Annotated in this window: 20 protein-coding genes; 3 read left to right on the top strand and 17 right to left on the bottom strand. The window is 67.4% G+C overall.

All coding sequences use genetic code 11. The annotated features are described in order from the left end of the window. Window positions 1-280 precede the first annotated feature (280 nt). From DOM66_RS13995 to DOM66_RS13985, 3 genes are read left to right on the top strand one after another with little or no spacing between them, the layout of a single operon-like run. Window positions 281-970, top strand: coding sequence for a 4-carboxy-4-hydroxy-2-oxoadipate aldolase/oxaloacetate decarboxylase (locus DOM66_RS13995; RefSeq protein WP_110690604.1), 690 nt, complete (start codon window positions 281-283; stop codon window positions 968-970). A 35-nt stretch (window positions 971-1,005) separates the two neighbouring features. Further along, window positions 1,006-2,295, top strand: a complete 1,290-nt coding sequence (locus DOM66_RS13990) for an alpha-hydroxy acid oxidase (protein WP_110690603.1) — start codon at window positions 1,006-1,008, stop codon at window positions 2,293-2,295. Continuing rightward, window positions 2,292-3,374, top strand: a complete 1,083-nt coding sequence (locus DOM66_RS13985) for a hydroxyacid dehydrogenase (RefSeq protein WP_245392448.1) — start codon at window positions 2,292-2,294, stop codon at window positions 3,372-3,374. Before DOM66_RS13990 ends, DOM66_RS13985 begins: the two co-directional genes overlap by 4 nt. An 86-nt stretch (window positions 3,375-3,460) precedes the next feature. Here the strand turns inward: DOM66_RS13985 and tal are convergent, their stop codons facing one another. The 17 genes from tal to DOM66_RS13900 form a co-directional block, all read right to left on the bottom strand. After that, complete coding sequence (gene tal / locus DOM66_RS13980; protein ID WP_110674894.1) at window positions 3,461-4,417, bottom strand: transaldolase; 957 nt, start codon at window positions 4,415-4,417, stop codon at window positions 3,461-3,463. A gap of 301 nt (window positions 4,418-4,718) precedes the next feature. Beyond that, window positions 4,719-6,209, bottom strand: coding sequence for a xylulokinase (gene xylB / locus DOM66_RS13975; protein WP_110674895.1), 1,491 nt, complete (start codon window positions 6,207-6,209; stop codon window positions 4,719-4,721). A gap of 64 nt (window positions 6,210-6,273) precedes the next feature. Next, window positions 6,274-7,749, bottom strand: coding sequence for a mannitol dehydrogenase family protein (locus tag DOM66_RS13970; protein ID WP_110690601.1), 1,476 nt, complete (start codon window positions 7,747-7,749; stop codon window positions 6,274-6,276). Window positions 7,750-7,869: 120 nt separating this feature from the next. Next, window positions 7,870-8,643, bottom strand: a complete 774-nt coding sequence (locus tag DOM66_RS13965; protein ID WP_342588202.1) for a nucleoside triphosphate hydrolase — start codon at window positions 8,641-8,643, stop codon at window positions 7,870-7,872. Between the two features lie 117 nt (window positions 8,644-8,760). Next, a complete protein-coding gene (locus DOM66_RS13960; RefSeq protein WP_106419656.1) occupies window positions 8,761-9,510 on the bottom strand; it encodes a GolD/DthD family dehydrogenase in 750 nt (249 codons plus the stop codon). Window positions 9,511-9,520: 10 nt separating this feature from the next. Then, entirely contained in the window at window positions 9,521-10,828 is a 1,308-nt protein-coding gene (locus tag DOM66_RS13955; RefSeq protein WP_110690600.1) for a D-tagatose-bisphosphate aldolase, class II, non-catalytic subunit, read from the bottom strand. After that, window positions 10,825-11,793, bottom strand: a complete 969-nt coding sequence (locus DOM66_RS13950) for a sugar kinase (protein ID WP_110674899.1) — start codon at window positions 11,791-11,793, stop codon at window positions 10,825-10,827. The genes DOM66_RS13955 and DOM66_RS13950 overlap by 4 nt, the downstream gene beginning before the upstream one ends. Window position 11,794: 1 nt before the next feature. After that, window positions 11,795-12,577 (bottom strand): L-iditol 2-dehydrogenase, encoded by a 783-nt coding sequence (locus DOM66_RS13945; protein WP_110674900.1) that lies wholly within the window; start codon window positions 12,575-12,577, stop codon window positions 11,795-11,797. A 131-nt stretch (window positions 12,578-12,708) separates the two neighbouring features. Continuing rightward, window positions 12,709-13,383, bottom strand: a complete 675-nt coding sequence (locus tag DOM66_RS13940; RefSeq protein ID WP_110690599.1) for an HAD family hydrolase — start codon at window positions 13,381-13,383, stop codon at window positions 12,709-12,711. Between the two features lie 10 nt (window positions 13,384-13,393). Beyond that, window positions 13,394-14,539 carry an ABC transporter ATP-binding protein gene (locus tag DOM66_RS13935; RefSeq protein WP_110690598.1) on the bottom strand — a complete coding sequence of 382 codons (1,146 nt, stop codon included), beginning with the start codon at window positions 14,537-14,539 and terminating at the stop codon, window positions 13,394-13,396. Window positions 14,540-14,549: 10 nt separating this feature from the next. Then, window positions 14,550-15,371 (bottom strand): carbohydrate ABC transporter permease, encoded by an 822-nt coding sequence (locus DOM66_RS13930; RefSeq protein WP_110674903.1) that lies wholly within the window; start codon window positions 15,369-15,371, stop codon window positions 14,550-14,552. A 13-nt stretch (window positions 15,372-15,384) separates the two neighbouring features. Beyond that, window positions 15,385-16,236 carry a carbohydrate ABC transporter permease gene (locus tag DOM66_RS13925; protein ID WP_188115188.1) on the bottom strand — a complete coding sequence of 284 codons (852 nt, stop codon included), beginning with the start codon at window positions 16,234-16,236 and terminating at the stop codon, window positions 15,385-15,387. Between the two features lie 195 nt (window positions 16,237-16,431). Next, window positions 16,432-17,745, bottom strand: coding sequence for an ABC transporter substrate-binding protein (locus DOM66_RS13920; protein ID WP_110674905.1), 1,314 nt, complete (start codon window positions 17,743-17,745; stop codon window positions 16,432-16,434). Window positions 17,746-18,003: 258 nt separating this feature from the next. Beyond that, window positions 18,004-18,951, bottom strand: coding sequence for a sugar-binding transcriptional regulator (locus tag DOM66_RS13915; RefSeq protein ID WP_110690596.1), 948 nt, complete (start codon window positions 18,949-18,951; stop codon window positions 18,004-18,006). A 93-nt stretch (window positions 18,952-19,044) separates the two neighbouring features. Continuing rightward, entirely contained in the window at window positions 19,045-20,448 is a 1,404-nt protein-coding gene (locus DOM66_RS13910; RefSeq protein ID WP_245392447.1) for a sensor histidine kinase, read from the bottom strand. Next, a complete protein-coding gene (locus tag DOM66_RS13905; RefSeq protein WP_110674907.1) occupies window positions 20,445-21,116 on the bottom strand; it encodes a winged helix-turn-helix domain-containing protein in 672 nt (223 codons plus the stop codon). The genes DOM66_RS13910 and DOM66_RS13905 overlap by 4 nt, the downstream gene beginning before the upstream one ends. 35 nt (window positions 21,117-21,151) lie before the next feature. Continuing rightward, window positions 21,152-21,520, bottom strand: a complete 369-nt coding sequence (locus tag DOM66_RS13900) for a PepSY domain-containing protein (protein WP_110674908.1) — start codon at window positions 21,518-21,520, stop codon at window positions 21,152-21,154. Window positions 21,521-21,640 lie beyond the last annotated feature (120 nt).

Below are 21,640 nucleotides of genomic sequence, written 5' to 3'. Positions count from 1 at the left end.
CGAGCGGTGCTGGCGCAGAGCGGGAAAAATTGCCCGCCTCTTATTGTTCTTTCATAAAAACAAAATCATCGAACCATAGCGGACTCCCCGGCTCAAGCGCCGATTCGACCGCGCTGGCAACAGCACTCAAAAATGACTTTAACTCTTTATTTTTTATGAAATAAACTAGATTTAATACTTTTGTCTCATTCGAAAAAGCGCTTTATCGGATGGACAGAAAAACATTATTGTTTTTTTATTGTACTAACAAAGGGAGAGTCACGCCGTCGGCACCACGCCCATGACGACGCGGTGCAACAGACGCCTTTCACTCGCACAGAGAGACAACGATATGCCTTCGCAAGCCACGTTAGAGACGCTGCAAACGCTGGGTAGCGCGACGCTCCACGAAGCCCAGGGCCAGCGCGGTGCCATGGACCACGGCATCAAGCCGCTCGATCCCACCCTGAGACTGGCCGGCAGAGCGCTGACCGTCGACTGCTCCCCCGGCGACAACCTGTTGATCCACTACGCCATCTCCAAGGCACAACCCGGCGACGTGCTGGTGGTCGACGCCAAGGGCTTCACCGAAGGCGGCCCCTGGGGAGACATCCTGACCCTCGCCGCCAGCCTGGCGGGCATCCGTGGCCTGATCATCGACGGCATGGTGCGCGACGCCGATACCATCATCGAGTCCCGGTTTCCGGTGTTCTGCCGCGGTCTCTCGATCAAGGGCACGCACAAGCAGCAGTCGGGCAAGGTCAAAGACACCATCGTCTGCGGCGGCGTTTCGATTCGCCCCGGTGACGTCGTGGTCGGCGATCGCGACGGCGTGGTGGTGGTGGCCGCCGAGGCGCTCGATGAGGTCATCACCGCCGCCCAGGCCCGCGAAGACAAGGAGCAGGCATTTCGCCGCGAGCTGGAACGGGGCGCCAGTACCCTCGATCTACTCGACCTGCGCGACACCCTCGCACGTCTCGGCTTGCAGTGAGGCCGGTCGTGACCACCGACGCCCAGGAGAGCTCGATGTCGATCTCAGCGCGCGCCCGTCACGCTTGGGTCAAGAGACGGCTGGCGCCGCTGTACAACCTGCACGACTTCGAGGCGGCCGCCCGGCGCTACCTGCCGCGCGCGATCTTTGCCTATATCGCCGGCGCGGCGGAAGACGGGCACTCGTTCCAGGCCAACCGTGACGCCTTCGACGACTACGGCTTCGTGCCCCGGGTGCTGGTGGACGTTTCCCGGGTCGATCAGACGACGACACTACTGGGCATGCCGATGGCATCGCCCTTCGGTATCGCACCGATGGGGCTGGGGGCGCTATGGGCCTACCGGGCCGATGTGGTGCTGGCCGAGGCGGCGCGGGCCGCGGGTATCCCCATGATCATGAGCGGCTCGTCGCTGATCCGCATGGAAACGCTCGGCGGCAGCGGTGAGTCGACCTGGTTCCAGGCCTATCTCCCCGCCGGCCGGGAGGGCATCCAGGCGCTGGTATCACGGGTCCAGGCGGCGGGGTTCACCACGCTGGTGATCACCCTGGATACGCCGGTGGCCACCAATCCGGACAACCGCCGTCGGGCCGGCTTCTCCTCACCGCTGAAGCCCTCGCTCGGGCTCGCCTGGGACGGGCTCTCGCATCCCGGATGGCTGTTCGGCACCTTCCTGCGCACGCTGGCGCGGCACGGCATGCCCCACTTCGAGAACAACTACGCCTCGCGCGGCGCGCCGATCTTCTCACCCCGCGTCAATCGCGACATCTCCGACCGTGGCCACCTGAACTGGGACGATCTGGCGTTCATCCGTCAGCACTGGCCGGGCCGCTTGGTGCTCAAGAGCGTGCTGCATCCGGCGGATGCTGCCCGGGCCAAGGCGCTCGGGGTGGATGCCCTGATCGTCTCCAACCACGGCGGGCGTCAACTGGATGGCGCCCTCTCACCGCTGCGCGCGCTGCCGGGCATCATCGCCGCGGTCGGTGACCTGCCGGTCATGATCGACAGCGGCTTCCGGCGCGGCACCGATGTGCTCAAGGCCCTGGCGCTGGGGGCACGCTTCGTGTTCATCGGCCGTCCTTTCGCCTACGCCGCCGCCGTGGGGGGGGCTCCGGGCGTGACCCACGCCATCGATCTCATGGCGGCCGAGATCCGGCGCGACATGGCTCTGCTGGGCATCACCCGGCTGGATCAGCTGCACAAGGATCACCTGGTCGCGCTGACTGCACTGGGCGAACGAGGCCTGGCACAGCCCATCGATCCGGCCACATGCGATCACCCCACCCATCACACGCCTTATCGCCAGCCACAGAGGAACGAGCCTTGACCCAGCACCCTGCCCTCACGCCGCTCACGCACGCGACACATGGACACCCAGGCCACAAGTCGGTCTTCCGGCTCGACGTGTGGTACGACGTCTCGATGCAGCAGCGCTACGACGACCGCCCGGATATCCACCTGACCACGCTCCCGGTGACCAGCGCCCCGGAAGATCACGCCGCGACCCTGCAGCAGGCCCACGCCTACCAGATCTCCTCGGCCAAGGATGAAACCCCCGCCCGCTGGTTCGCCGACGAACGGCTGCTGGCCCACATGCCCGATCTGCTCTGTGTCTCGACCTCCGGCTCCGGCTACGACACCGTGGAAGTCGAGGCCTGCACCCGGGCCGGCGTACTGGTCATGAACCAGGCGGGGGCCAACGCACGCTCGGTCGCCGAGCACACGCTCGGGCTGATGCTCGGGCTCAACAAGCGTCTCGCCGAGAGCGATCATCGCCTGCGGCGCGGGGGCGACTTCTCGCGCGAGGATCTGATGGGTCGTGAGCTCCACGGCAAGACCCTGGGGCTGGTGGGAATCGGTCATATCGGGCGTCGCGTCGCCGAGCTGGCACGCGCCTTCGGCATGCACGTGATCGCCCACGATCCGCTGCTCGACGCCGAGACGATTGGCCAACGCGGCGCGCGCCCGGTGACACTGCCGGTGCTGCTGGGCGAGGCGGACATCGTCTCGCTGCACTGCCCGCGCCAGGCCGACACGCTCGATCTCTTCGACGCACAGGCCTTCGCCGCGATGAAGCCGGGGGCGCTGTTCATCACCACCGCCCGCGGCGGCATCCATTCGGAAGCGGCGTTGACGGCAGCCCTGCAGAGCGGGCACCTGGCCGGCGCCGGCATCGACGTGTGGGATGTCGAGCCACCGCCGCAGGAGCACCCGCTATTGCAGATGTCCAACGTCATGGCGACCTACCACACCGCCGGCGTCACCCATGAGGCACGGCGCAACATCGCCACCTGGGCGGCGGATCAGCTGCTCGCGACCCTGGATGGCCAGGTGTCGCCGCGCCTGCTCAACCCCGAGGCCTGGCCGCGCTATGCCGAGCGCTTTCAGCGCCTGCTGGGCGCATGAACGTGAACGAGACCCGGTATCGACCTGGATAGCAAAACACCCGGCGCAGGGCCGGGTGTCTTGGGTATCGAAGGCGGGAGAGCGTATCAGCCGAGGCGCTTGGCCAGCAGCCCTTCGAGCTTCTTCTGGTCGGCGGCGAAGTTACGAATGCCTTCGGCGAGCTTCTCGGTCGCCATGGCGTCTTCGTTGTGCTCCCAGCGGAACTGGGCTTCGCCGATCCGGCCCGGATGCTCGGCGCTGTCGCTCTGGTCGCTGATCTTGCGCGTCACCTCGCCCTCGGTGGAGGAGAGCTCTTCCAGCAGTGCCGGCGAAATGGTCAGGCGGTTGCAGCCTGCCAGTGCCAGGATCTGGTCGGTGTTGCGGAAGCTGGCGCCCATCACCACGGTCTGGTAGCCGTAGCGGCTGGCGTAGTCGCACACCCCGCGCACGAACTTGACCCCCGGATCTTCGTCCGGCGCATAGGACTCGGTGCCGGTGGCCTTCTTGTACCAGTCGGTGACGCGCCCCACGAAGGGCGAGATCAAGAACACCCCGGCCTCGAAGCAGGCGCGCGCCTGGGCATCCGAGAAGAGCAGCGTCAGGTTGCAGTTGATGCCCTCCTTCTCGAGCTTCTCGGCGGCGCGGATGCCTTCCCAGGTAGAGGCGAGCTTGATCAGCACGCGATCCTTGGAGACCCCCTGCTTCTCGTAGAGCGAGATCAGGTGGTGCGCCTTCTCGATGCTGGCCGCCTCATCGAAGGAGAGCTTGGCCGCGACTTCGGTGGAGACGCGCCCCGGTACGATCTTGGTGATCTCGGTGCCCATCGCCACCGACAGCCGGTCGACCGCCTCTTCGATGCGCGCATCGGGGTCGGAGACCTCGGACTTCACCGCAGCCAGGGTTTCGTCGATCAGGTCCTGGTAGCCGTCGAGATCGAAGGCCTTGAGAATCAAAGACGGATTGGTCGTGGCGTCATGCGGCTGATAGCGCCGAATGGCGTCGAGATCGCCGGTGTCGGCCACGACCATGGAAAGCTGTTTGAGAGAGTCGAGCTGCTGTGTCATGAATCGCTCCATCGTCTTGATGTGTGGATTGCACCCCTTCGCAATCCCAATCCCTAAAGGATAACACTGATCCGCCGGGCTCGCCGGGCGATCACGCCTCGATCCGGCAGGCTCAGAGGGTGTTTACAAATTCGGCGAGCGAAGGCCAGACCGGGGCGCGTAGCTAAGGCGAAATCGGCCGAAAAAAGGACCGGGCTGGCGCTCCAGTTTACAAGGGGTAAATGAGTATTTTGACCGGGCTCGCGTACGAGGTCGATTTCAACGCCGTATTGCCGAGCGCAGACATTTTGTAAACACCCTATCAGTCTGCGACCGCGTACTGCGCCGCCAGAGTCTCGCGATAGTGGCGATAGATCGTGTGATAGCGCGCCACCACCTCGGGGCGTGGCCGCGTCAGCGTGCTCTCGTCCAGCGCCACCCAGTCCTGGCACAGCACCGCGAGATCGACCTCACCCTGGCGCCGATCGCACCAGCGCGCCTGGATCGCACCGCCGAAGGCGGCGGCCTCGGTCACCACCGGACACACCACCTCGACATCCAGCACGTCAGCGACGATCTGGCGCCATACCGCGCTCTTGGCGCCGCCGCCGACCAGACGCACCTGAGTCGCTTGATCGGCCAGCGGCCCCAGCAGTTCAAGCCCGTAGCGCAGGCCGAAGGTGGCGCTCTCCACCGCCGCGCGGCACAGGTTGGCGGGGTGCGTGTTGAGGCTGGTGAGGCCGTGCAGGCTGGCGTGGGCCTGGGGCAGCGCCGGCACCCGTTCGCCGCTGAAGAACGGCAGCAGGGTGACACCGCCGGCACCCGGCTCCGCACTCTCCACCGCACGATTGAAGCCGGCGATGTCGAGCCCCACCAGCTCCCGCATAGTGGTGGTGGCGGAGGTCACGTTCATGGTGCAGATCAGCGGCAGCCAGCCGGCGTGGCTGGCGCAGAAGTTGGCCACCATGGCGTTGTCGGGCACCACCGGCTCCGGCGAATGGACGGCGATGGTGCCCGAGGTGCCGAGACTGATGGTCACCCGGCCGGGCACGATGTTGCCGGTGCCGATCGCGCCCATCATGTTGTCGCCGCCGCCGCTGGCGACCAGCACGTCGTCGCCCAGGCCCAGTTCGCGGGCGAGCTCGGGGCGCACCGTGCCGGCCGCCTCGCGGGAGTCGATCAGCCGCGGCAGCACCTGCGCAGGGTCGAGCTCCGGGGCGATGGCGGCGAACACGTCGTGGCGCCACTGGCGGGTGCGGGTGTCGAAGTAGCCGGTGCCGGAGGCATCTCCGGCCTCGGCCACGCGCTCGCCGGTGAGCCAGAAGTTGAGATAGTCATGCGGCAAGAGCAGCGTGGCGATGCGCGCATAGGCCTCGGGATGGGTCTCCCGCAGCCAGGCGATCTTGGAGGCGGTATAGCCGGTCTGCAGCACCAGACCCAGCTTGTCGAGACAGCCCGCCTCGCCGCCGAGCCGTTCGATCAGATCCGCGTTCCAGGCCGCGGTCTCGGTATCGTTCCACAGCTTGGCCGGATGCACCGCCACGCCCTCGGCATCCAGCGCCACCATACCGTGCTGCTGGCCGGAGATGCCGATCGCACGTACCGCACGGCCATCGACCCCGGCCTGCGCCAGGGCTTCGTCGAGGGCACCACGAAAGGCCTCGGTCCAGCTCTCGACTCGCTGCTCACGGCGCCCGTTGTCGCCCTGATCCAGCGCGTGAGGCCGCGATGCTTCACCGATGATCCGCCCGTCCGCACCGTCGACCAGCACCACCTTGGTGCTCTGAGTGCCGCAATCCACGCCGATGTACATGCTGGTTTCCTTGTCTCTGGTCTCGGATATCGCGTGTCACGCCCAGAATGCCGGAGTGCCGACATCAGGCGCCGATCAGATGCTCGACGCAGGCGCGGGCGCCGTCGCGATGCAACCGCTCCAATGCGTCGAGGTAAGCCGCGCGAAAGCGCTCGTCGTCGGCCAGGTCGCCGAACAGCTGGCGGTTTTCGATGAACGCCGTGGGCTCGTCGCGGTTGCGCTGGGCGATCGCCATCAGCGACGCCTTGAGCCGGTCGACCACCTCGATCGGCTCGCCCTGCTCGTCGACCCCTTCGGCATAGCGCGCCCAGCTGGCGACCACCGCGGCGCTGAGACGGACGTCGCCATCCTGGGCCAGCCGCTCACGGATCACCGGTACCAGCCACTTGGGGATGCGATCCGAACTCTCCGCACAGAGCCGCGCCAGGGTGTCCTTGATCTCCGGATTGGCGAAACGCGCGATCAGGGTGTGCTTGTAGGCGTCGAGGTCGACCCCCGGCACCGGTGAGAGCGTCGGCGTTGCCTCGTGGTCCATGTAGGCGAGCAGAAAATCGACGAAGGTTCGATCCTGACACACCTCGTGGGCGTAGCGGTAGCCTGCCAGATAGCCGAAGTAGGTCAGCGCCTGATGGCTGGCGTTGAGCAGGCGCAGCTTCATCAATTCATAGGGAATGACGTCCTCGACCACCTGCACCTCGACCGTCTCGAAGGCCGGCCGGCCAAGGCTGAAGTGATCCTCCAGCACCCACTGGGTGAAGGGCTCGCACACCACCGGCCAGCGATCCTCGAGGCCGAAGCGCTCGGCGATCTCGTCGATGTCGGCGGCGGTGGTGACCGGTGTGATGCGGTCGACCATCGAATTGGGAAAGCGCACCTCGGCCTCGACCCAGGCGCCGAGCTCGGGGTCGCGGGCGCGGGCATAGGCGACGAACATCTTGTGCGCGACCTCGCCGTTGCCCTGGATGTTGTCGCAGGACATCAGCGTGAACGGCGGGATGTCGCGTGCCCGGCGCCGCGCCAGCGCCTCGATGACGATGCCGAAGGTGGTCCGCGGCGCCTGCGGTGATGACAGGTCATGCTGCACATCGGCGTTGTCGAGATCGAACTCACCGGTGACATGGTGGAAGTTGTAGCCGCCCTCGGTGACCGTCAGCGACACGATGCGGATGCGCGGATCGGCCAGGGTCTCGAGTACCGCGTCGATATCGTCCGGGGCATAGAGATAGTCGATGATCGAGCCGATCACCCGCGGCTGGTACTCGCCGTCGGGATGTTTGACCACCAGCGTATAGAGGTGATCCTGGGCCGCCAGCGCCTCCTGCATGCGCTTGTCGCCCGGCATCACGCCGACCCCGACGATGCCCCAGTCGAGGGCGTCGCCGCGATTCATCAGGGTGTCCAGATACATCGCCTGGTGGGCGCGGTGAAAGCCGCCAACGCCGAAGTGGACGATCCCCGGCGTGATTCGATCACGCGAATAGCTCGGGGTCGCGACGGCGGCATCGAGCTGCGTCAGATTGGCTTGGTTGAGTGCGGTCATCGGGGCCTCCTTGAGCCGGCCATGGCCGGTATCCGTGTTGCCGCGCGCCCGGCGGCGCAGGGGCTTGAGCGTGCGCGTGACCCGCGCGGCGCGGGGTCAGGGTGAATCGGCGGCACGGGATCACTCCGAGGTGCCGGGTGAATCCAGATGTCCGGATGAATCCGTGATAGCGGACGAACCTGTGATAGCGGACGAACCCGAGGTCGCGGGAACGTCCGACGTTCCGGCTAGAAAGCGCCAGTGCCAGTCCGGCGCCACCGATTGGGTCTTGATCAGCTGGGCGTTGAGCATGTCCTTGTCGTGGGTGCGTGTGGCCGCCCCCGCCGCGTCCTGGCCGAGGTCATACCAGCGCTGCAACAGCCGCTCGACGAGCACCGCATCGGGCACATCGATGAACAGCGTGAGGTCGAAGAACGGGCGCAGCGCACGCCAGGGCGCGCGGTCGAGCAGCAGATAGTTGCCTTCGACCAGCACCAGCCGATGGCTGGGCTGGATCAGCCGCGCACCGGCCCGGGCGAGATCGAGCGGGCGATCGAACAGCGGTACCGCCACCGCGGCATCATCACGGCGCAGCCTGGCGAGATCGTGGCTCAGCCCGGCGACATCGAACGTCTCCGGCGCGCCCTTGAGCGCCAGCTTGCCCTGGGGAATCAGGACCGCGTTGTCGAAGTGGTAGCCATCCATCGGCACCAGCGCGACATAGCCCGGGCGCAGCGCATCGATACGCGCACACAGCGCCTCCGCGAGGGTCGACTTGCCCGCCGCCGGAGGCCCGGCCATGGCGACCAGGGTGCGCCTTTCGGCGCGGGAAGCCGCCAGCACGCGCTCGGCCATCACCTCGAGCGATGGCGACATGGGCAGCCCCGGACAAGTGGCATCAGGTGCGCTCGACATGCGTCTCTCCTCTCATTAGGCGATGCCTCAGCAGGCAAAGTACCGACAGGCAAAGTACCGACAGGCGATGACGCTGCAGGGGCTGAATCCGCAGGCGCCGCATCAGGGCGCGAGGTATCAGCACGCGGTGTAGCCGCCGTCGATGCGCAGATCGGCACCGTTGATCATCGCCGCCTCTCTGGAGGCCAGGAACATCACCCCATGGGCAATCTCGGCCGGCGTGGCGAAGCGCCGGGTCGGGATCAGCGCCTTCATCCGCTCGCCCTTCTCACCGGCCCAGCCGTAGCGCCCCAGCTCGGTGTCGACCACGGTCGGCGACACCGCATTGACGGTGATGCCGCGCGGCCCCCACTCCAGCGCCAGGGTGCGGGTCAGCCCCAGCACGCCGGACTTGCTGGTGCAGTAGGCGAGATGCCCCTCGAGCCCGACGCTGGCGGCCTGGGAGGCGAGGTTGACGATGCGCCCGTAGCCCGCCGCCAGCATCTGCCGCCCCACCGCGCGGCAGCCGAAGAAGACCCCGCGCAGGTTGACCGCCTGGGTCGCGTCCCACAGCGCGGTCTCCATCGCTTCTGCCGCCGCCAGCGGGCCGATACCCGCGTTGTTGACCAGCACGTCGAGACGCCCGAAGTGCGCCACGGCGCGTTCGACCAGCGCCTCGACGCCGGCCTCGTCGGTAATGTCGAGCACCGCGGCCAGGGGCTCCCCTGCCAGCCCCGAGGCCACGGCCTCGACCTCGGCGCTCTTGTCGACGAGCACCAGACTGGCGCCGGCGGCGGCGAAGCGCTGGGCCAGCTCGCGCCCGATACCGTTGGCCGCGCCGGTGATCATCACCACGCTGGCGCTGAAGTCGAACTGCACCTGGGTCATGGCGTCATCCTCACAGTGAAACGCGCTCGGGGGCATCGGCGGCCGTGTCCTGGCAAGCCCGGGCGTAGGCGTCGAGCACGCCCTCGATATGCCAGCGCACCAGCGCGCGCGGCTCGGGGGCGAGCTGGCCGGCGCGGACCGCCCGATGCGCATCGGGCAGATACTGGCTGATCAGCGGCAGCGGCAGCGGGCGCGCCTCCAGCGTCGTGAACAGCGCCTCGAGCGTGGCTGCGACCGCGGGCACGCCCCAGTAGTAGCGGATGCGATCGCTCAGGCTATAGCGCCGGGCGAAACGCTGCTCGGCAGGGTCACCGGGGTAGTAGGCACGCCAGTAGCGCGGGTCTTCGAGCATGGCCCGTTCGACCGCGGCGTCCAGATCCGGCGCCTCGACACCCGGGGTCTCGGCGGCGATCGCGGCCAGCGCGAACAGCGCCTCGCGCAGGGCGAAGGTCAGCGCGGGGCCGACCTTGAGAATGGCAAAGTGCCCCGCGACCAGGGCGCGGTAGGCCTCCGGGGTCTGGTAGTCGGTGGAGTGTGCCTCGAACACCAGATCCGGCCAGTCGAGGATCGCCTGACTCAGCGCCTGGGCGCCTGCCGCATCGAAATCGACCACCTCGGCGTGGCCGAACTCCACCCCGGGCTGCACCACCACGCCGCGCACCCGGCGCCAGGCGTCGTCGAGCCCCTCGTCGGCGAAGCGCTTGGCGTGGACCGTGAGGGTACGCTCGAGATCGTCAACGGTGGTGACCGCCACGCCCTCGAGCCGCTCATGGGCACCGCCGGGGGTGGGCACCTCGGTCCCGATCACATAGCGCAGCTCGCCGCGGCGTTCACCGGCGGCGGCCTCGGCGGCGTGACACAGCCTGGCCGCGCGCGCCGCGATCTCGGCGTCATCGAGCGCGGCCGGGTCGTCGGCGCAGCCCATGCTGGCGTCCAGGTGCAGCTTGGTGAAGCCCGCCGCCGCGTAAGCAGCAACCAGGGTCTCGGCGCGCGCCATCGCCTCGGCGGCGGGCAGATGCTGCCACGGCGACGGGCCCAGGTGGTCGCCCCCCAGGATCAGGCGTGCCGGGTCGAACCCGCACCGGTTGGCGATCTCCACCACCCGCAGGCGAAAGTCGTCGGGGGTCTGGCCGGTATAGCCGCCCTCCTGATTGACCTGGTTGCAGGTCGCCTCGATCAGCAGCGGCGAGCCATCGGCGAGTGCGCGGTCGAAGGCCGCCTCGAGCACCAGCGGATGCGCCGAGCAGACCGAGTAGATGCCGCTGGGCCGCCCGGCGCGGTTGGCGGCGACGATGTCGTCGAGCAGATGGCCACTCATGTGAAATCTCCAGGGGATGCGATCAGGGCGTCGAGGGTGATGCGGTCACTGGCTCCCTCCATGGGGCCGATCCGGGTCACCGCGTGGGCACCGGCGGCGCTGGCCAGGGTCAAGGCGCGGGCGAGCGTCTCACCCCCGGCGAGCGCGGCGATCAGCGCGCCGCCGAAGCAGTCTCCGGCGCCGGTGGGGTCGCGCTCGGTCACTTTGAAGGCGCCCACGCGCTGGTGCTCGCCGGCACCGAAGGCTTCGCTGCCGCGCTCGGCGCGCTTGAGCACCAGCAGCGACAGGCGCTTGGTCGCCAGCAGCCGGGCCACGGTGTCGGCTTCCGCCTCGCCCTCCCCCAGCCAGGCAATGTCGGCCTCGCTGGGCAGGAAGATGTCGCAGTCATCGACCCGACGCAGAACCGCATCGCGGCTGGCCGGATCACGCATCAGCTCCGGGCGGATATTGGGGTCGAAGCTGACCTGCCCGCCGCGGGCCTGGACCCGCGCAACCAGGGCATCGATCAGCGCGATTGCCGCCGGCGAGGTGAGCGAGGAGCCCATCACGTGCAGATAGCGGGTATCGGCGAGCCGGGCGAGCCCGGCCTCGTCGAGCGCCAGCCGCGCCGCGGCGCTGTGCGCCAGGTTGAACACGAAGTCGCGCTCGCCGTCGTCGCGGTAGCGTACGAAGGCGGTGCCGGTGGGCCGCTCGGGGTCGCAGGCGACCGCACCGATATCGATGCCGTCGGCGGTCAGGCGCTCACGGATCAGCTCGCCGAAGCCATCCTCACCGACGCAGCCGACGTAGGCGACACGCGCACCCATGCGCGCCGCCTGGGAGGCGAAGATCGCCGGTGCCCCGCTGGGAAAGGGGCCGAGAAAGCGCCCCGCCTCGGTGAAGCGCTGGCCGCGACGCTCGGCGACGAACTCGGCGAGCAGCTCCCCGGCGGTGACGATGTCAAAGGTGGGTTGGGCGTCAGACATATCAGCTCATCCAGTTGCCGCCGTCGACATTGAGGGTCTGCGCCACCACGTAGTCGCTATCGGCGCTGGCCAGGAACAGCGCCGCCCCCACGTGATCCTCCGGGCGCCCCATGCGACCGTAGGGCACCGCCTCGCCGACCAGGCGCTTCTTCTCTCCCGGCGGGCGCCCCTCGTAGCGCGCGAACAGCGCATCGACCTCGTCCCACATCGGCGTGTCGACCACCCCGGGGGCGATGCCATTGACGTTGATGCCGTGCTGGATCAGGTCGAGCCCGCAGGACTGGGTCAGGCTGATCACTGCGGCCTTGGTGGCGCAGTACATGCTCACCAGGGCCTCGCCGCGGCGCCCGGCCTGGGACGCCATATTGATGATCTTGCCGCCCTCGCCGCGGGCGACCATGTGCGCCGCCACCGCCTGCAGGGTGAAGAAGGTGCCCTTGACGTTGACCGCGAACTGCTTGTCGTAGCTCGCTTCGCTGACCTCGAGCACCGGCGCCATGTCGAACACCGCGGCGTTGTTGACCAGGATGTCGATCGGCCCCAGACGGGCCTGGACCGCCTCGATCATCGCCGTGCGCGATTCGCTGCTGCAGATATCCAGCCGTACCGCCATCACCGCATCGCCGTGACGCGCGGCCAGTGCCTCTGCGGCCTGCTCGGCGGCGGCGAGATCGATATCGGCGATCGCCACCCGCGCGCCCTCCTCCAGATAGCGGCTGACGATCGCCAGTCCGATACCGCGGGCCCCGCCGGTCACTACTGCCGTACGCCTGTCGAGTTTCATCGCCATGTTCCTGTGTTGATCACGCAGTCGTTGATAGCCAGATCTTTCATAGCTAAGTCTTTGATAGCCAGGTCCTTGATACCCAAATCCTTGATAGACGGACTTCGATGAAGCGGTCGTGGATGTCCTGCTCAGGCGGCGCGCCAGCGCCGCCAGCGGGCAACCAGCTCGCCGAGCCCGGCCATATGATCGAGCGTCACCCAGGCCCCGGCCTCGCGCAGCCGCCCGGCGTGCCCGGCGGCGATATGGCTGGCGCCGGTGAAGCCGATCACCGTCATCCCGGCGGCACAGGCGGCGCGGGTGCCGGAGACGCTGTCCTCCACCACCAGGCAGTCGGCCGGCGCGGTCTCCAGCGTTTCCGCCGCCAGCAGATAGACATCCGGCGCCGGCTTGGGCCGCGCCACCTGCTCGGCGGTGAACAGCGGCGCCGTCCCCAGCCGCGTATTGAGTCCGGTGTGGGAGAGCGAGGCGAGCACCCGCGCGCGGCGGCTGTTGGAGACGATCGCCAGCGGCAGATCGAGGGCGTCGATCGCCTCGCTGATGCCGGCGATGGCCTTGAGTTCGACGGCCAGCCTGCGTTCGATGGCCGCATCGATGCTGAGCAGCGCATCCGGCGGTAGCTGGTGCACACTGAGCCCTTCGAGATGGGCAAGGATCGCCGCCGTGGTCATGCCCAGCGCACCGCCCAGCTCCCGCTCGGCGGCCAGGTCCGGCAACCACGCCGCGAGCTGGTCGTGCAGCACGCCTTCGGCGATGGTCTCGCTGTCGACCAGCACGCCATCGCAATCGAAAATCAGTAACTCCATGCCACGCTCCTCAGGACGCATCGGCAGCGGTCGAGGCGCGGTTCTGACGCCGCTCGACATCGACCAGGGGATGGCGTTCGAGGTGGGTCAAAGCCAGGCCATCTTCCGCGAACAAGTGCGCGCGGGCGGGGGCGAAGCCGAAGCGCACGTTATCGCGCACGCGGTGGGAGACCTCACCGTCGGTGACCAGGATCCACTCCTCACCGTGGCACTGCACGTAGAGCGAGGTGACCCCGCCGAGGCGTTCGATCACCGTGATGTCGCCCTCCAGCGGGCCGTTGTCGTCGAGGGTCAGATGCTCCGGCCGGATGCCCAGGCTCAGGGTATCGCCGGCCTGGCAACCGCTGCCGTCCACCGGCACCGAGTACTCGCCGCCGCCGGGCAGGCGCACCGAGACGCCCTCGCCACGGGCCTCGCGCACCTCGACATCGATGAAGTTCATCTTCGGCGAACCGATGAAGCCGGCGACGAAGCGGTTGCGCGGATGGTGGTAGAGCTCCATCGGCGACCCCACCTGCTCGACGATGCCGCCCTGCAGCACCACGATCTTGTCGGCCATGGTCATGGCCTCGATCTGATCGTGGGTGACATAGATCATGGTGGCGTCGAGCTCTTCGTGCAGGCGCGCCAGCTCGATGCGCATCTGCACCCGCAGGGCGGCGTCGAGGTTCGACAGCGGCTCGTCGAACAGGAAGATGCTGGGGTTGCGCACGATCGCGCGGCCGATCGCCACGCGCTGGCGCTGGCCGCCGGAGAGCGCCTTGGGCTTGCGCTCGAGCAGGTTCTCGAGCTGCAGGATGCGCGCCGCCTCGAGCACCTTCTCGCGCCGCTCGGCCTTGGGCACCTTGGCCAGGCGCAGGCTGAAGCCCATGTTGTCCTCGACGGTCATGTGCGGGTAGAGCGCATAGCTCTGGAACACCATCGACAGCCCGCGCTCGGCCGGGCCGACCTCGTTCATGCGCTGGCCATCGATCAGGATGTCGCCGCTGGAGACGCTCTCCAGCCCGGCGATCATCCGCAACAGGGTCGACTTGCCACAACCGGAGGGGCCGACGAAGACCACGAACTCGCGATCCTTGACCTCCAGGTCGACGCCCTTGATGACCTGCGTGCCGGCGAAGTCCTTGACGATATTGTTGAGTTCGAGCGTTGCCATGGTGAATTCCTTATTTGACGGCGCCGAAGGTCAGACCGCGAACCATCTGTTTCTGGGTCATCCAGCCCAGGATCAGAATCGGCGCGATGGCCATCGTCGAGGCGGCGGAGAGCTTGGCCCAGAACAGCCCTTCGGGGCTCGAGAACGAAGCGATGAAGGCGGTCAGCGGGGCCGCGCTGGAGGTGGTCAGGTTGAGACTCCAGAACGCCTCGTTCCAGCTCAGGATCACCGACAGCAGGCCGGTGGAGGCGATCCCCGGCAGGGTCAGCGGCACCAGCAGGTAGAGCACCTCCTGCAGGGTGCCGGCACCATCCATGCGCCCCGCCTCGAGGATGTCCTTGGGCACATCCTTGAAGAAGGTGTAGAGCATCCACACCACGATCGGCAGGTTCATCAGCATGTAGATCACGATCAACCCGCTCAGGCTGTCGAGCAGCCCCATATCGCGGAACAGCAGATAGACCGGCATCAGCACGCCCACCGGCGGCAGCATCTTGGTCGAGAGCATCCACAGCAGCGTGCCGCGGGTGCGCGGCGTGGGCAGGAACGCCATCGAGTAGGCCGCCGGCACCGCAATCAGCAGCGCCAGCAGGGTCGAGCCGAGCGACACCACCACGCTGTTGATGGCGAACTTGACGTAGTCGGCCCGCGCCATGACCTCGTGGTAGCCGCTCAGGGTGGGCTCGAAGAACAGGCTTGGCGGTGTCGCCACCGCTTCGCCCTCGGTCTTGAAGCCGGTGAGAATCATCCAGAAGATCGGGAAGAACACGACCAGCGCAATGGCCCAGGCCAGCAGCGTGATCGCCAGTTTCTTGGTGATGGAAGAGTGCATGCGCTACCTCGCCTCAGGTCTCGAGATGCCGGGCCACGGTGCGGATCAGGAAGATCGCCACGATGTTGGCCAGAACGATGGCGATCACGCCGCCGGCGGACGCCCCGCCGACATCGAAGTCGAGCAGCGCGCGGATGTAGATCAGGTACGCCAGATTGGTCGACGCCAGCCCCGGACCGCCGGAGGTGGTGACGAAAATCTCAGCGAAGATCGTGAGCAGGAAGATCATCTCGATCATGATCACCACGCTGATCGCCCGCTTCAGGTGCGGCAGGGTGATGAACCAGAAGATCGCGATGGGCCCGGCACCATCCATGCGCGCCGCCTCGACCTGATCGTCGTCGAGGGACTGGATCGCGGTGAGCAGGATCAGCAGCGCGAACGGCAGCCACTCCCACGACACGATGAGGATGATCGAGGTCAGCGGCAGCGACGAGAACCAGTCCACCGCCTGGAAGCCGAACAGATTGAACAGCCACGCCAGCACCCCGTTGACCGGGTGCATCATCATGTTCTTCCAGATCAGCGCACTGACCGTGGGCATGACGAAGAACGGCGCGATCACCAGCAGACGGGCGATGCCACGACCGAAGAACTCCTGCTGGAACAGCACCGCCAGCAGCGTGCCGCCGACCACGGTGATCGCCAGCACCCAGCCGACCAGCAGCAGGGTATTGCCCATCGCCGTCCACAACGCCGGATCGGTGAGCAGGTAGGTGTAGTTGTCGACCCCGGCGAAGCCGGAGATGAACGGGTTGAGCAGATTGTAACGCTGGAACGAGAACCACAGCGTCATGCACAGCGGTACCAGCATCCACAACAGCAGCAGGGAGACAGCGGGCGCCTGCAGCAGGAACGAACGCATTCCGCCTACGGTGCGACCGGAAGCTCTATGACGCATGGCTAGGCCCATCGGTAAGCGTGGGAGGGAAGCGCAGCCGAGCGAGAACCGGCCGCGCCCTGGTGTCGGGGTCACCACGATGCCGAGAGAGCTGTCGCGGTGGGCCCGGGGGCGTCACTCCGAGCGGATTCTCACCGTTCGGAGCCGCCCCCTTCACGATCAATCCTTGTAGTAGCCGGCCTGACGCATGGTGCGATCGGCGGAGCGCTGGGCGGCGCTCAGCGCCTGGTCGACCGTCTGCTGCCCGGCCAGGGCGGCGGCGATCATCTGGCCGACCTGGGTGCCGATGGCCTGGAACTCGGGGATATCGGCGTACTGCACCCCGGTGTAGGGCACCGGCTTGATGCTCGGGTCGGTGGGATCGGCACTCTCGATCGCCTTGAGCACGAAGTCGGCGAAGGGTGCGGCCTGCTGATACTTGGGATTGTCATAGGTCGACTTGCGGGTGCCCGGGGGGACGCTGGTCCAGCCCTTCTTCTCGCCGACCAGGTCGACATAACCCTTGGAGGTCGCCCAGGTGATGAAGGTCTTGGCGGCGTCCTTGGACTGCGACGACTCAGGGATGGCCAGGGCCCAGGACCACAGCCAGTGCGAGCCCTTGGGTGTCTTGGCGATCGGCGCCGGAGCGAAGCCGAGCTCGTCGGCGACCTTGGACTCGCTGGGGTCGAAGATGCGCCCCGCCGCCGAGGTGGCGTCGACCCAGATGCCGCACTTGCCGCTGGAGAACAGCGCCTGGTTCTCGTTGAAACCATTGGAGGTGGCACCCGGGGGGCCATCTTTCTTCATCATGTCGACATAGAAGGAGACCGCTTCCTTCCACGCCGGCGAGTCGATCTCCGGGTGCCACTTCTCGTCGAACCAGCGCCCGCCGTAGGTGTTCACCAGGGTGGAGAGGAACGCCATGTTCTCACCCCAGCCCGGCTTGCCGCGCAGGCAGATGCCGTAGACGCCGTTGTCCGGGTCGTTGAGCTTGTCGGCCCAGCCGCGCACCTCTTTCCAGGTCGGCTGCTCGGTCATCTGGATGCCGGCCTTGTCGAACAGATCCTTGCGGTAGTACATCATCGAGCTTTCGCCGTAGAACGGCAGCGCATAGAGCTTGCCCTTCTGGCTCAGGCCATCGCGGATCGGCTTGAGCAGGTCGCCCTCGTCGTAATCCTTGGGCAGATCGTCGAGCGCGGTCAGCCAGCCCTGCCGGGCCCAGATCGGCACCTCGTAGGTGCCGATGGTCATGACGTCGAACTGGCCGCCGTTGGTGGCGATATCGGTGGTCAGGCGCTGACGCAGCACGTTCTCTTCCAGCACCACCCAGTCGAGCTTGATATCGGGGTGGGCCTTCTCGAACTCGTCGGTCAGCCCCTGCATGATGATCATGTCGTTGTTGTTGACCGTCGCCACCGTGATGGTCTCGGCGTGGGCGGCCAGCGAGGTCAGCAGCGCGACACCGGCGGCGGGTATCAGGGAGATCGGGCGCATGGGGGCTCCTTCAGCGAGGACTGGCGTTGTTTTGATCAATCTACTCACAGCGTAGTCAAATGATCATTTCGCCTGCCGCGAAAAGCAAACCCCTGGCCCTTAGACTTTGGCCAAAGACGCCAAGGAACGCTCACAACTCATTGATTTCAATGGATCTAAATCAAGCGCACGCGCCAGATCGGGGCTATCGACCATGGTCTATAGCCTCGTCGAGCACAGGCTTGAGGATAGCGGTAGTGGACGTTGACGGTACCGAGGTCAGGCCTCGAGCAGATAACGCGCCGCCGCCTCATCGGTCACCAGCCCCTTGAGCCAGCCGCCACGCAGAGCGCTCAGGATCGCCGGGCCCTTGTCGCGGCCACCAGCCAGGCCGATCAGCGGCTGGGCGCCGAGCTCGGCCAGCGGCAGACTGGTGATGCGCCGGGTCAGCGGGCAGTCGATCAGCTCGCCGGCCAGGTTCATCGGCCAGCCCAGCAGCTCGCCCACGGCCCCCGCCTCGAGTAGTTCCTCGAGTTCGCCCCGGCTGATGAAGTGGTCCTGGAACAGCGTCGCCTGCGGGTCGATACGACCGATCCCGATCACCCCGGCCTGAGCCTGACGGGCCACCGAAAACACCGCCTGCACCAGCGGCTGCGCCAGCAGCACCGACTTCTCCTCGACCGAGGCAGCGACCACCGGGGCCGGCAGCAGAAAGCGACTGGCGCCGACCTTGTCGGCCAGCATCATCACCCCATCGTAGCGGTTGGAGGAGCCATCACGCGCGACGTTGCCCACCAGAGAAACGATGCGGTGCTGCGGGCGTGCCATCACCCCCAGCGCTTCCACCGCGGCGCGCACCGAGCGCCCGGTGCCGAGGCACAGCGTCAGCGGCTCCTGGCGTTCGAGCAGCCCGGCCAGGCGCTCCGCCCCGGAGGGGGCGAGGAAAGCGGCGTTGCCGCCGATCGCATCGGGGCCGCTGGGCACCACATCGCAGAAGGCCAGATCGAAGCGCGCGCGAATGGCATCGCCCATCGCCATGCAGCCGGAGATCGGATGGTCGATGCGGATCTTGACCAACCCCTCCTCCCGGGCCAGCGCCAGCAGCCGCTGCACGCCGGGACGCGACACCCCCAGCTGGGTGGCGATCTCGTCCTGGGTGCGCCCGCCGACGTAGGAGAGCCACGCCGCACGGGCCGCCTGTTCACGCTTCAGTTCGTGTTTGTCCATTCTATGTCTTACCTGTGCCCGAGCCGGGTGCGTCGCAAGGGATCATCTCAACCTCGCCTTACCGGTGGCAAATGCGATACCCGTGGCGCCCGCTCAGTCGGACTTCTCCAGCTGCGCCGAGACCGGCGATGCCGGCAGCCAGACATCGGCGGCGAGGCCGCCCAGGGGGGCGCGATCCAGGGTCAGCTCGCCGCCGTAGAGCGCCATCAGATCCTCGACGATCGCCAGACCCAGCCCCGAGCCGGCGGCACTGGTGTCGAGTCGCACCCCACGCGCCAATGCCGATTCGCTCTGCGCCCGGGTCATCCCGGGGCCGTCGTCCTCGACCCGCAGGCGCACGCCGTGCTCGACCTGGCGCACCACCAGGCTGACCCGCGCCTCGGCCCAGCGCAGCGCGTTCTCGAGCAGATTGCCGACCAGCTCCTGCAGGTCCTGGGGGTCGATGCGCGCCGTCGCGGTGGGATCGATCTGCGCCTCGAAGCTGACGCCGCGGCGCTCGGCGAGGCGCGACAGCCCCTGCACCACCGGCGCCACCGCTTCAGCGATGGTGACCCGCCCGGCGAAGGCCAGCCCGCCGGCGGCGGAGGCGCGCGCCAGATGGTGACGCACGGCGTCGTCGATCCGCGAAAGCTCGGTGTTGATCGGCTGGCGCTGCTCGGCGGGGAAGCGCTCGGCCAGGGTCTTGAGCACGCTCACCGGGGTCTTCAACGCATGCGCCAGATTGCCCGCGGCGGCGCGGCCACGCTCGATCAGGCGGCGGTCGCGCTCGAGCACGCTGTTCATCGCCAGCGCCAGCTCTTCGAGCTCGACGGGTAGCTGGGTGTCCAGCCGCTCGGCCTCGCCCTCCTCCACCGCGCGCAGGTTGGCCGACATGCGCCGCAGTGGCGCCAGGCCCCAGCGCATCTGCAGCGCCAATCCGGCCAGCAGCAGCACGGCAAAGGTGGCCAGCGAGATGATCAACAGGCGCTCGAAGCGCCCCACTTCCCGGTCGAGTTCGCGGGTGGAGCCGGCCAGGGCGACACGGATCACCTTGGGGTGGCCGGGCACGCGGATATCACGCTCGATCATGCGCAGAGGCTCGTCGCGCGGGCCGGTGATGGCGAACACGTTGACGCCATTCTCCGGCTTGGGAGTGGGCAGGCGCTGATCCCACAGCGAGCGCGAGGTGAGGGTCAGATCCCCCTCGTCGGTCACCTGCCAGTACCAGCCGGAGTAGACCCGCTCGAAGCGCGCATCCCCCAGCGAGCGATTGAGCCGCAGATGCTGGCCCATCCCATAGACCTGAATGCCCGCCAGCAGTGCATTGAGCTGGGACTCCAGGCGGCTGTCGAAGGATGCCGTGGCCGACTCGCGGAAGTTGTAGGTGAGGCCGAAACCGGCCAGCGGCAGCAGCACCACCACCAGCACCAGTGACGCCAGCAGCAAGCGGGTGCCGAGGGGCGCGCAGCGCAGCCGGTGCTTGCTCCGAATCAGACGCGAGAGCCGGCTGGCGCTCAAGCCTCGGCCTCGAGGTCGACCAGCCGGTAGCCCTGACCGCGCAGCGTCTCGATCCGCGCGCGGCCGAACTTGCGCCGCAGACGGCTGATCTGCACGTCGATGACGTTGGAGTCAGGCTCGTGGTCGCGGTTGTAGACGTGTTCGGAGAGTTCGGCGCGGCTGACGATGCGCGGCGAGGCGTGCATCAGGTAGGAGAGCAGGCGCGACTCCTGGGCGGTCAGGGTGATCGGCCGCCCGGCCAGGGTGACGCTGCCGGTATGGGTATCCAGGGTCAGCTCACCGACCCTTAGCACCGGATGCGAGTGGCCGTGGCTGCGCCGCACCAGGGCGCGCAGGCGGAACAGGATCTCGGCGGTCTCGAACGGTTTGACCACGTAGTCGTCGGCGCCGGCGGAGAAGCCCGCGGCCTTGTCCGACCAGCGCTCGCGGGCGGTCAGTACCAGCACCGGGAGGTCGATCTCATCCTCGCGCCACTGCGACAGCCAGCGGGTGCCATCACCGTCCGGCAAACCGAGATCGAGAATCAGCGCATCGTAGCGTTCGGTACGCACCAGATAGTCGGCCTCGCTGCCGGTGGTGGTCGACTCCATCAACAGACCGGCCTCCTCCAGCGCCGACACCAGCGCGTCGGCGAGCGCCGCGTCATCCTCGACCAGCAGTACCTTCATACATCGACTCCCATCCCACGACTCCCTTCACTGGCTCACGGCGTCTTCTTCATGGCCTCGATATTAACGCCTTCGATGCTGAGTAGCTCGCCGGTCGTGGCATCGAACTCGAACTCCACCACCTGGCCCTGGGGGCCGATCATCTCCACCTCGTACTCGATGCTGCCGTGGCCATGGTCCTGCTCCAGCTCGACTTCGAGGATCTGCCCCTCGAAACGCGCCTCGAGCCAGTCCATGATCGTGGTCATCGGCACCAGATGGCCGGCCTTGACCTCCTTGTGGAGATCGTGCCAGTCCTGGTTCGCCGTATCGGCATCGTCATCCGCCGCCGACACGGGCACCAGCGCGCCGCTGGCCAGGCACGGCAGGATGATCAGGAGAGCGATAACGTTGCGCATTTTCATGCCCGCAGTCTGCCCCATCGGCGATGAACCAAGAATGAACGCCAGCCGCGCCGGCGTGGACCTGAGGCGATGAACCGCAGATGAACGGCACTGTCAGTCCCGGGCAAGGTCGCCCGGCGT

This window comes from Salinicola endophyticus, assembly GCF_003206575.1.
GTDB classification, from domain to species: Bacteria; Pseudomonadota; Gammaproteobacteria; order Pseudomonadales; family Halomonadaceae; genus Salinicola; species Salinicola endophyticus.
The sequence above is the reverse complement of the archived record's forward strand: the minus strand, read 5'-3'. Positions and strand labels throughout refer to the sequence as shown.

What these genes read in the sequence shown, in the direction of transcription:
- DOM66_RS13900 (WP_110674908.1), bottom strand. Translation starts at nt 21,520, where the DNA reads ATGAAAATGCGCAACGTTATCGCTCTCCTGATCATCCTGCCGTGCCTG.
- DOM66_RS13930 (WP_110674903.1), bottom strand. Translation starts at nt 15,371, where the DNA reads ATGCACTCTTCCATCACCAAGAAACTGGCGATCACGCTGCTGGCCTGG.
- DOM66_RS13955 (WP_110690600.1), bottom strand. Translation starts at nt 10,828, where the DNA reads ATGAGTGGCCATCTGCTCGACGACATCGTCGCCGCCAACCGCGCCGGG.
- DOM66_RS13970 (WP_110690601.1), bottom strand. Translation starts at nt 7,749, where the DNA reads ATGACCGCACTCAACCAAGCCAATCTGACGCAGCTCGATGCCGCCGTC.
- DOM66_RS13960 (WP_106419656.1), bottom strand. Translation starts at nt 9,510, where the DNA reads ATGACCCAGGTGCAGTTCGACTTCAGCGCCAGCGTGGTGATGATCACC.
- DOM66_RS13990 (WP_110690603.1), top strand. Translation starts at nt 1,006, where the DNA reads ATGTCGATCTCAGCGCGCGCCCGTCACGCTTGGGTCAAGAGACGGCTG.
- DOM66_RS13945 (WP_110674900.1), bottom strand. Translation starts at nt 12,577, where the DNA reads ATGAAACTCGACAGGCGTACGGCAGTAGTGACCGGCGGGGCCCGCGGT.
- DOM66_RS13935 (WP_110690598.1), bottom strand. Translation starts at nt 14,539, where the DNA reads ATGGCAACGCTCGAACTCAACAATATCGTCAAGGACTTCGCCGGCACG.
- DOM66_RS13950 (WP_110674899.1), bottom strand. Translation starts at nt 11,793, where the DNA reads ATGTCTGACGCCCAACCCACCTTTGACATCGTCACCGCCGGGGAGCTG.
- DOM66_RS13925 (WP_188115188.1), bottom strand. Translation starts at nt 16,236, where the DNA reads ATGCGTTCGTTCCTGCTGCAGGCGCCCGCTGTCTCCCTGCTGCTGTTG.
- DOM66_RS13965 (WP_342588202.1), bottom strand. Translation starts at nt 8,643, where the DNA reads ATGTCGAGCGCACCTGATGCCACTTGTCCGGGGCTGCCCATGTCGCCA.
- DOM66_RS13915 (WP_110690596.1), bottom strand. Translation starts at nt 18,951, where the DNA reads ATGGACAAACACGAACTGAAGCGTGAACAGGCGGCCCGTGCGGCGTGG.
- DOM66_RS13940 (WP_110690599.1), bottom strand. Translation starts at nt 13,383, where the DNA reads ATGGAGTTACTGATTTTCGATTGCGATGGCGTGCTGGTCGACAGCGAG.
- DOM66_RS13995 (WP_110690604.1), top strand. Translation starts at nt 281, where the DNA reads ATGACGACGCGGTGCAACAGACGCCTTTCACTCGCACAGAGAGACAAC.
- tal (WP_110674894.1), bottom strand. Translation starts at nt 4,417, where the DNA reads ATGACACAGCAGCTCGACTCTCTCAAACAGCTTTCCATGGTCGTGGCC.
- xylB (WP_110674895.1), bottom strand. Translation starts at nt 6,209, where the DNA reads ATGTACATCGGCGTGGATTGCGGCACTCAGAGCACCAAGGTGGTGCTG.
- DOM66_RS13920 (WP_110674905.1), bottom strand. Translation starts at nt 17,745, where the DNA reads ATGCGCCCGATCTCCCTGATACCCGCCGCCGGTGTCGCGCTGCTGACC.
- DOM66_RS13905 (WP_110674907.1), bottom strand. Translation starts at nt 21,116, where the DNA reads ATGAAGGTACTGCTGGTCGAGGATGACGCGGCGCTCGCCGACGCGCTG.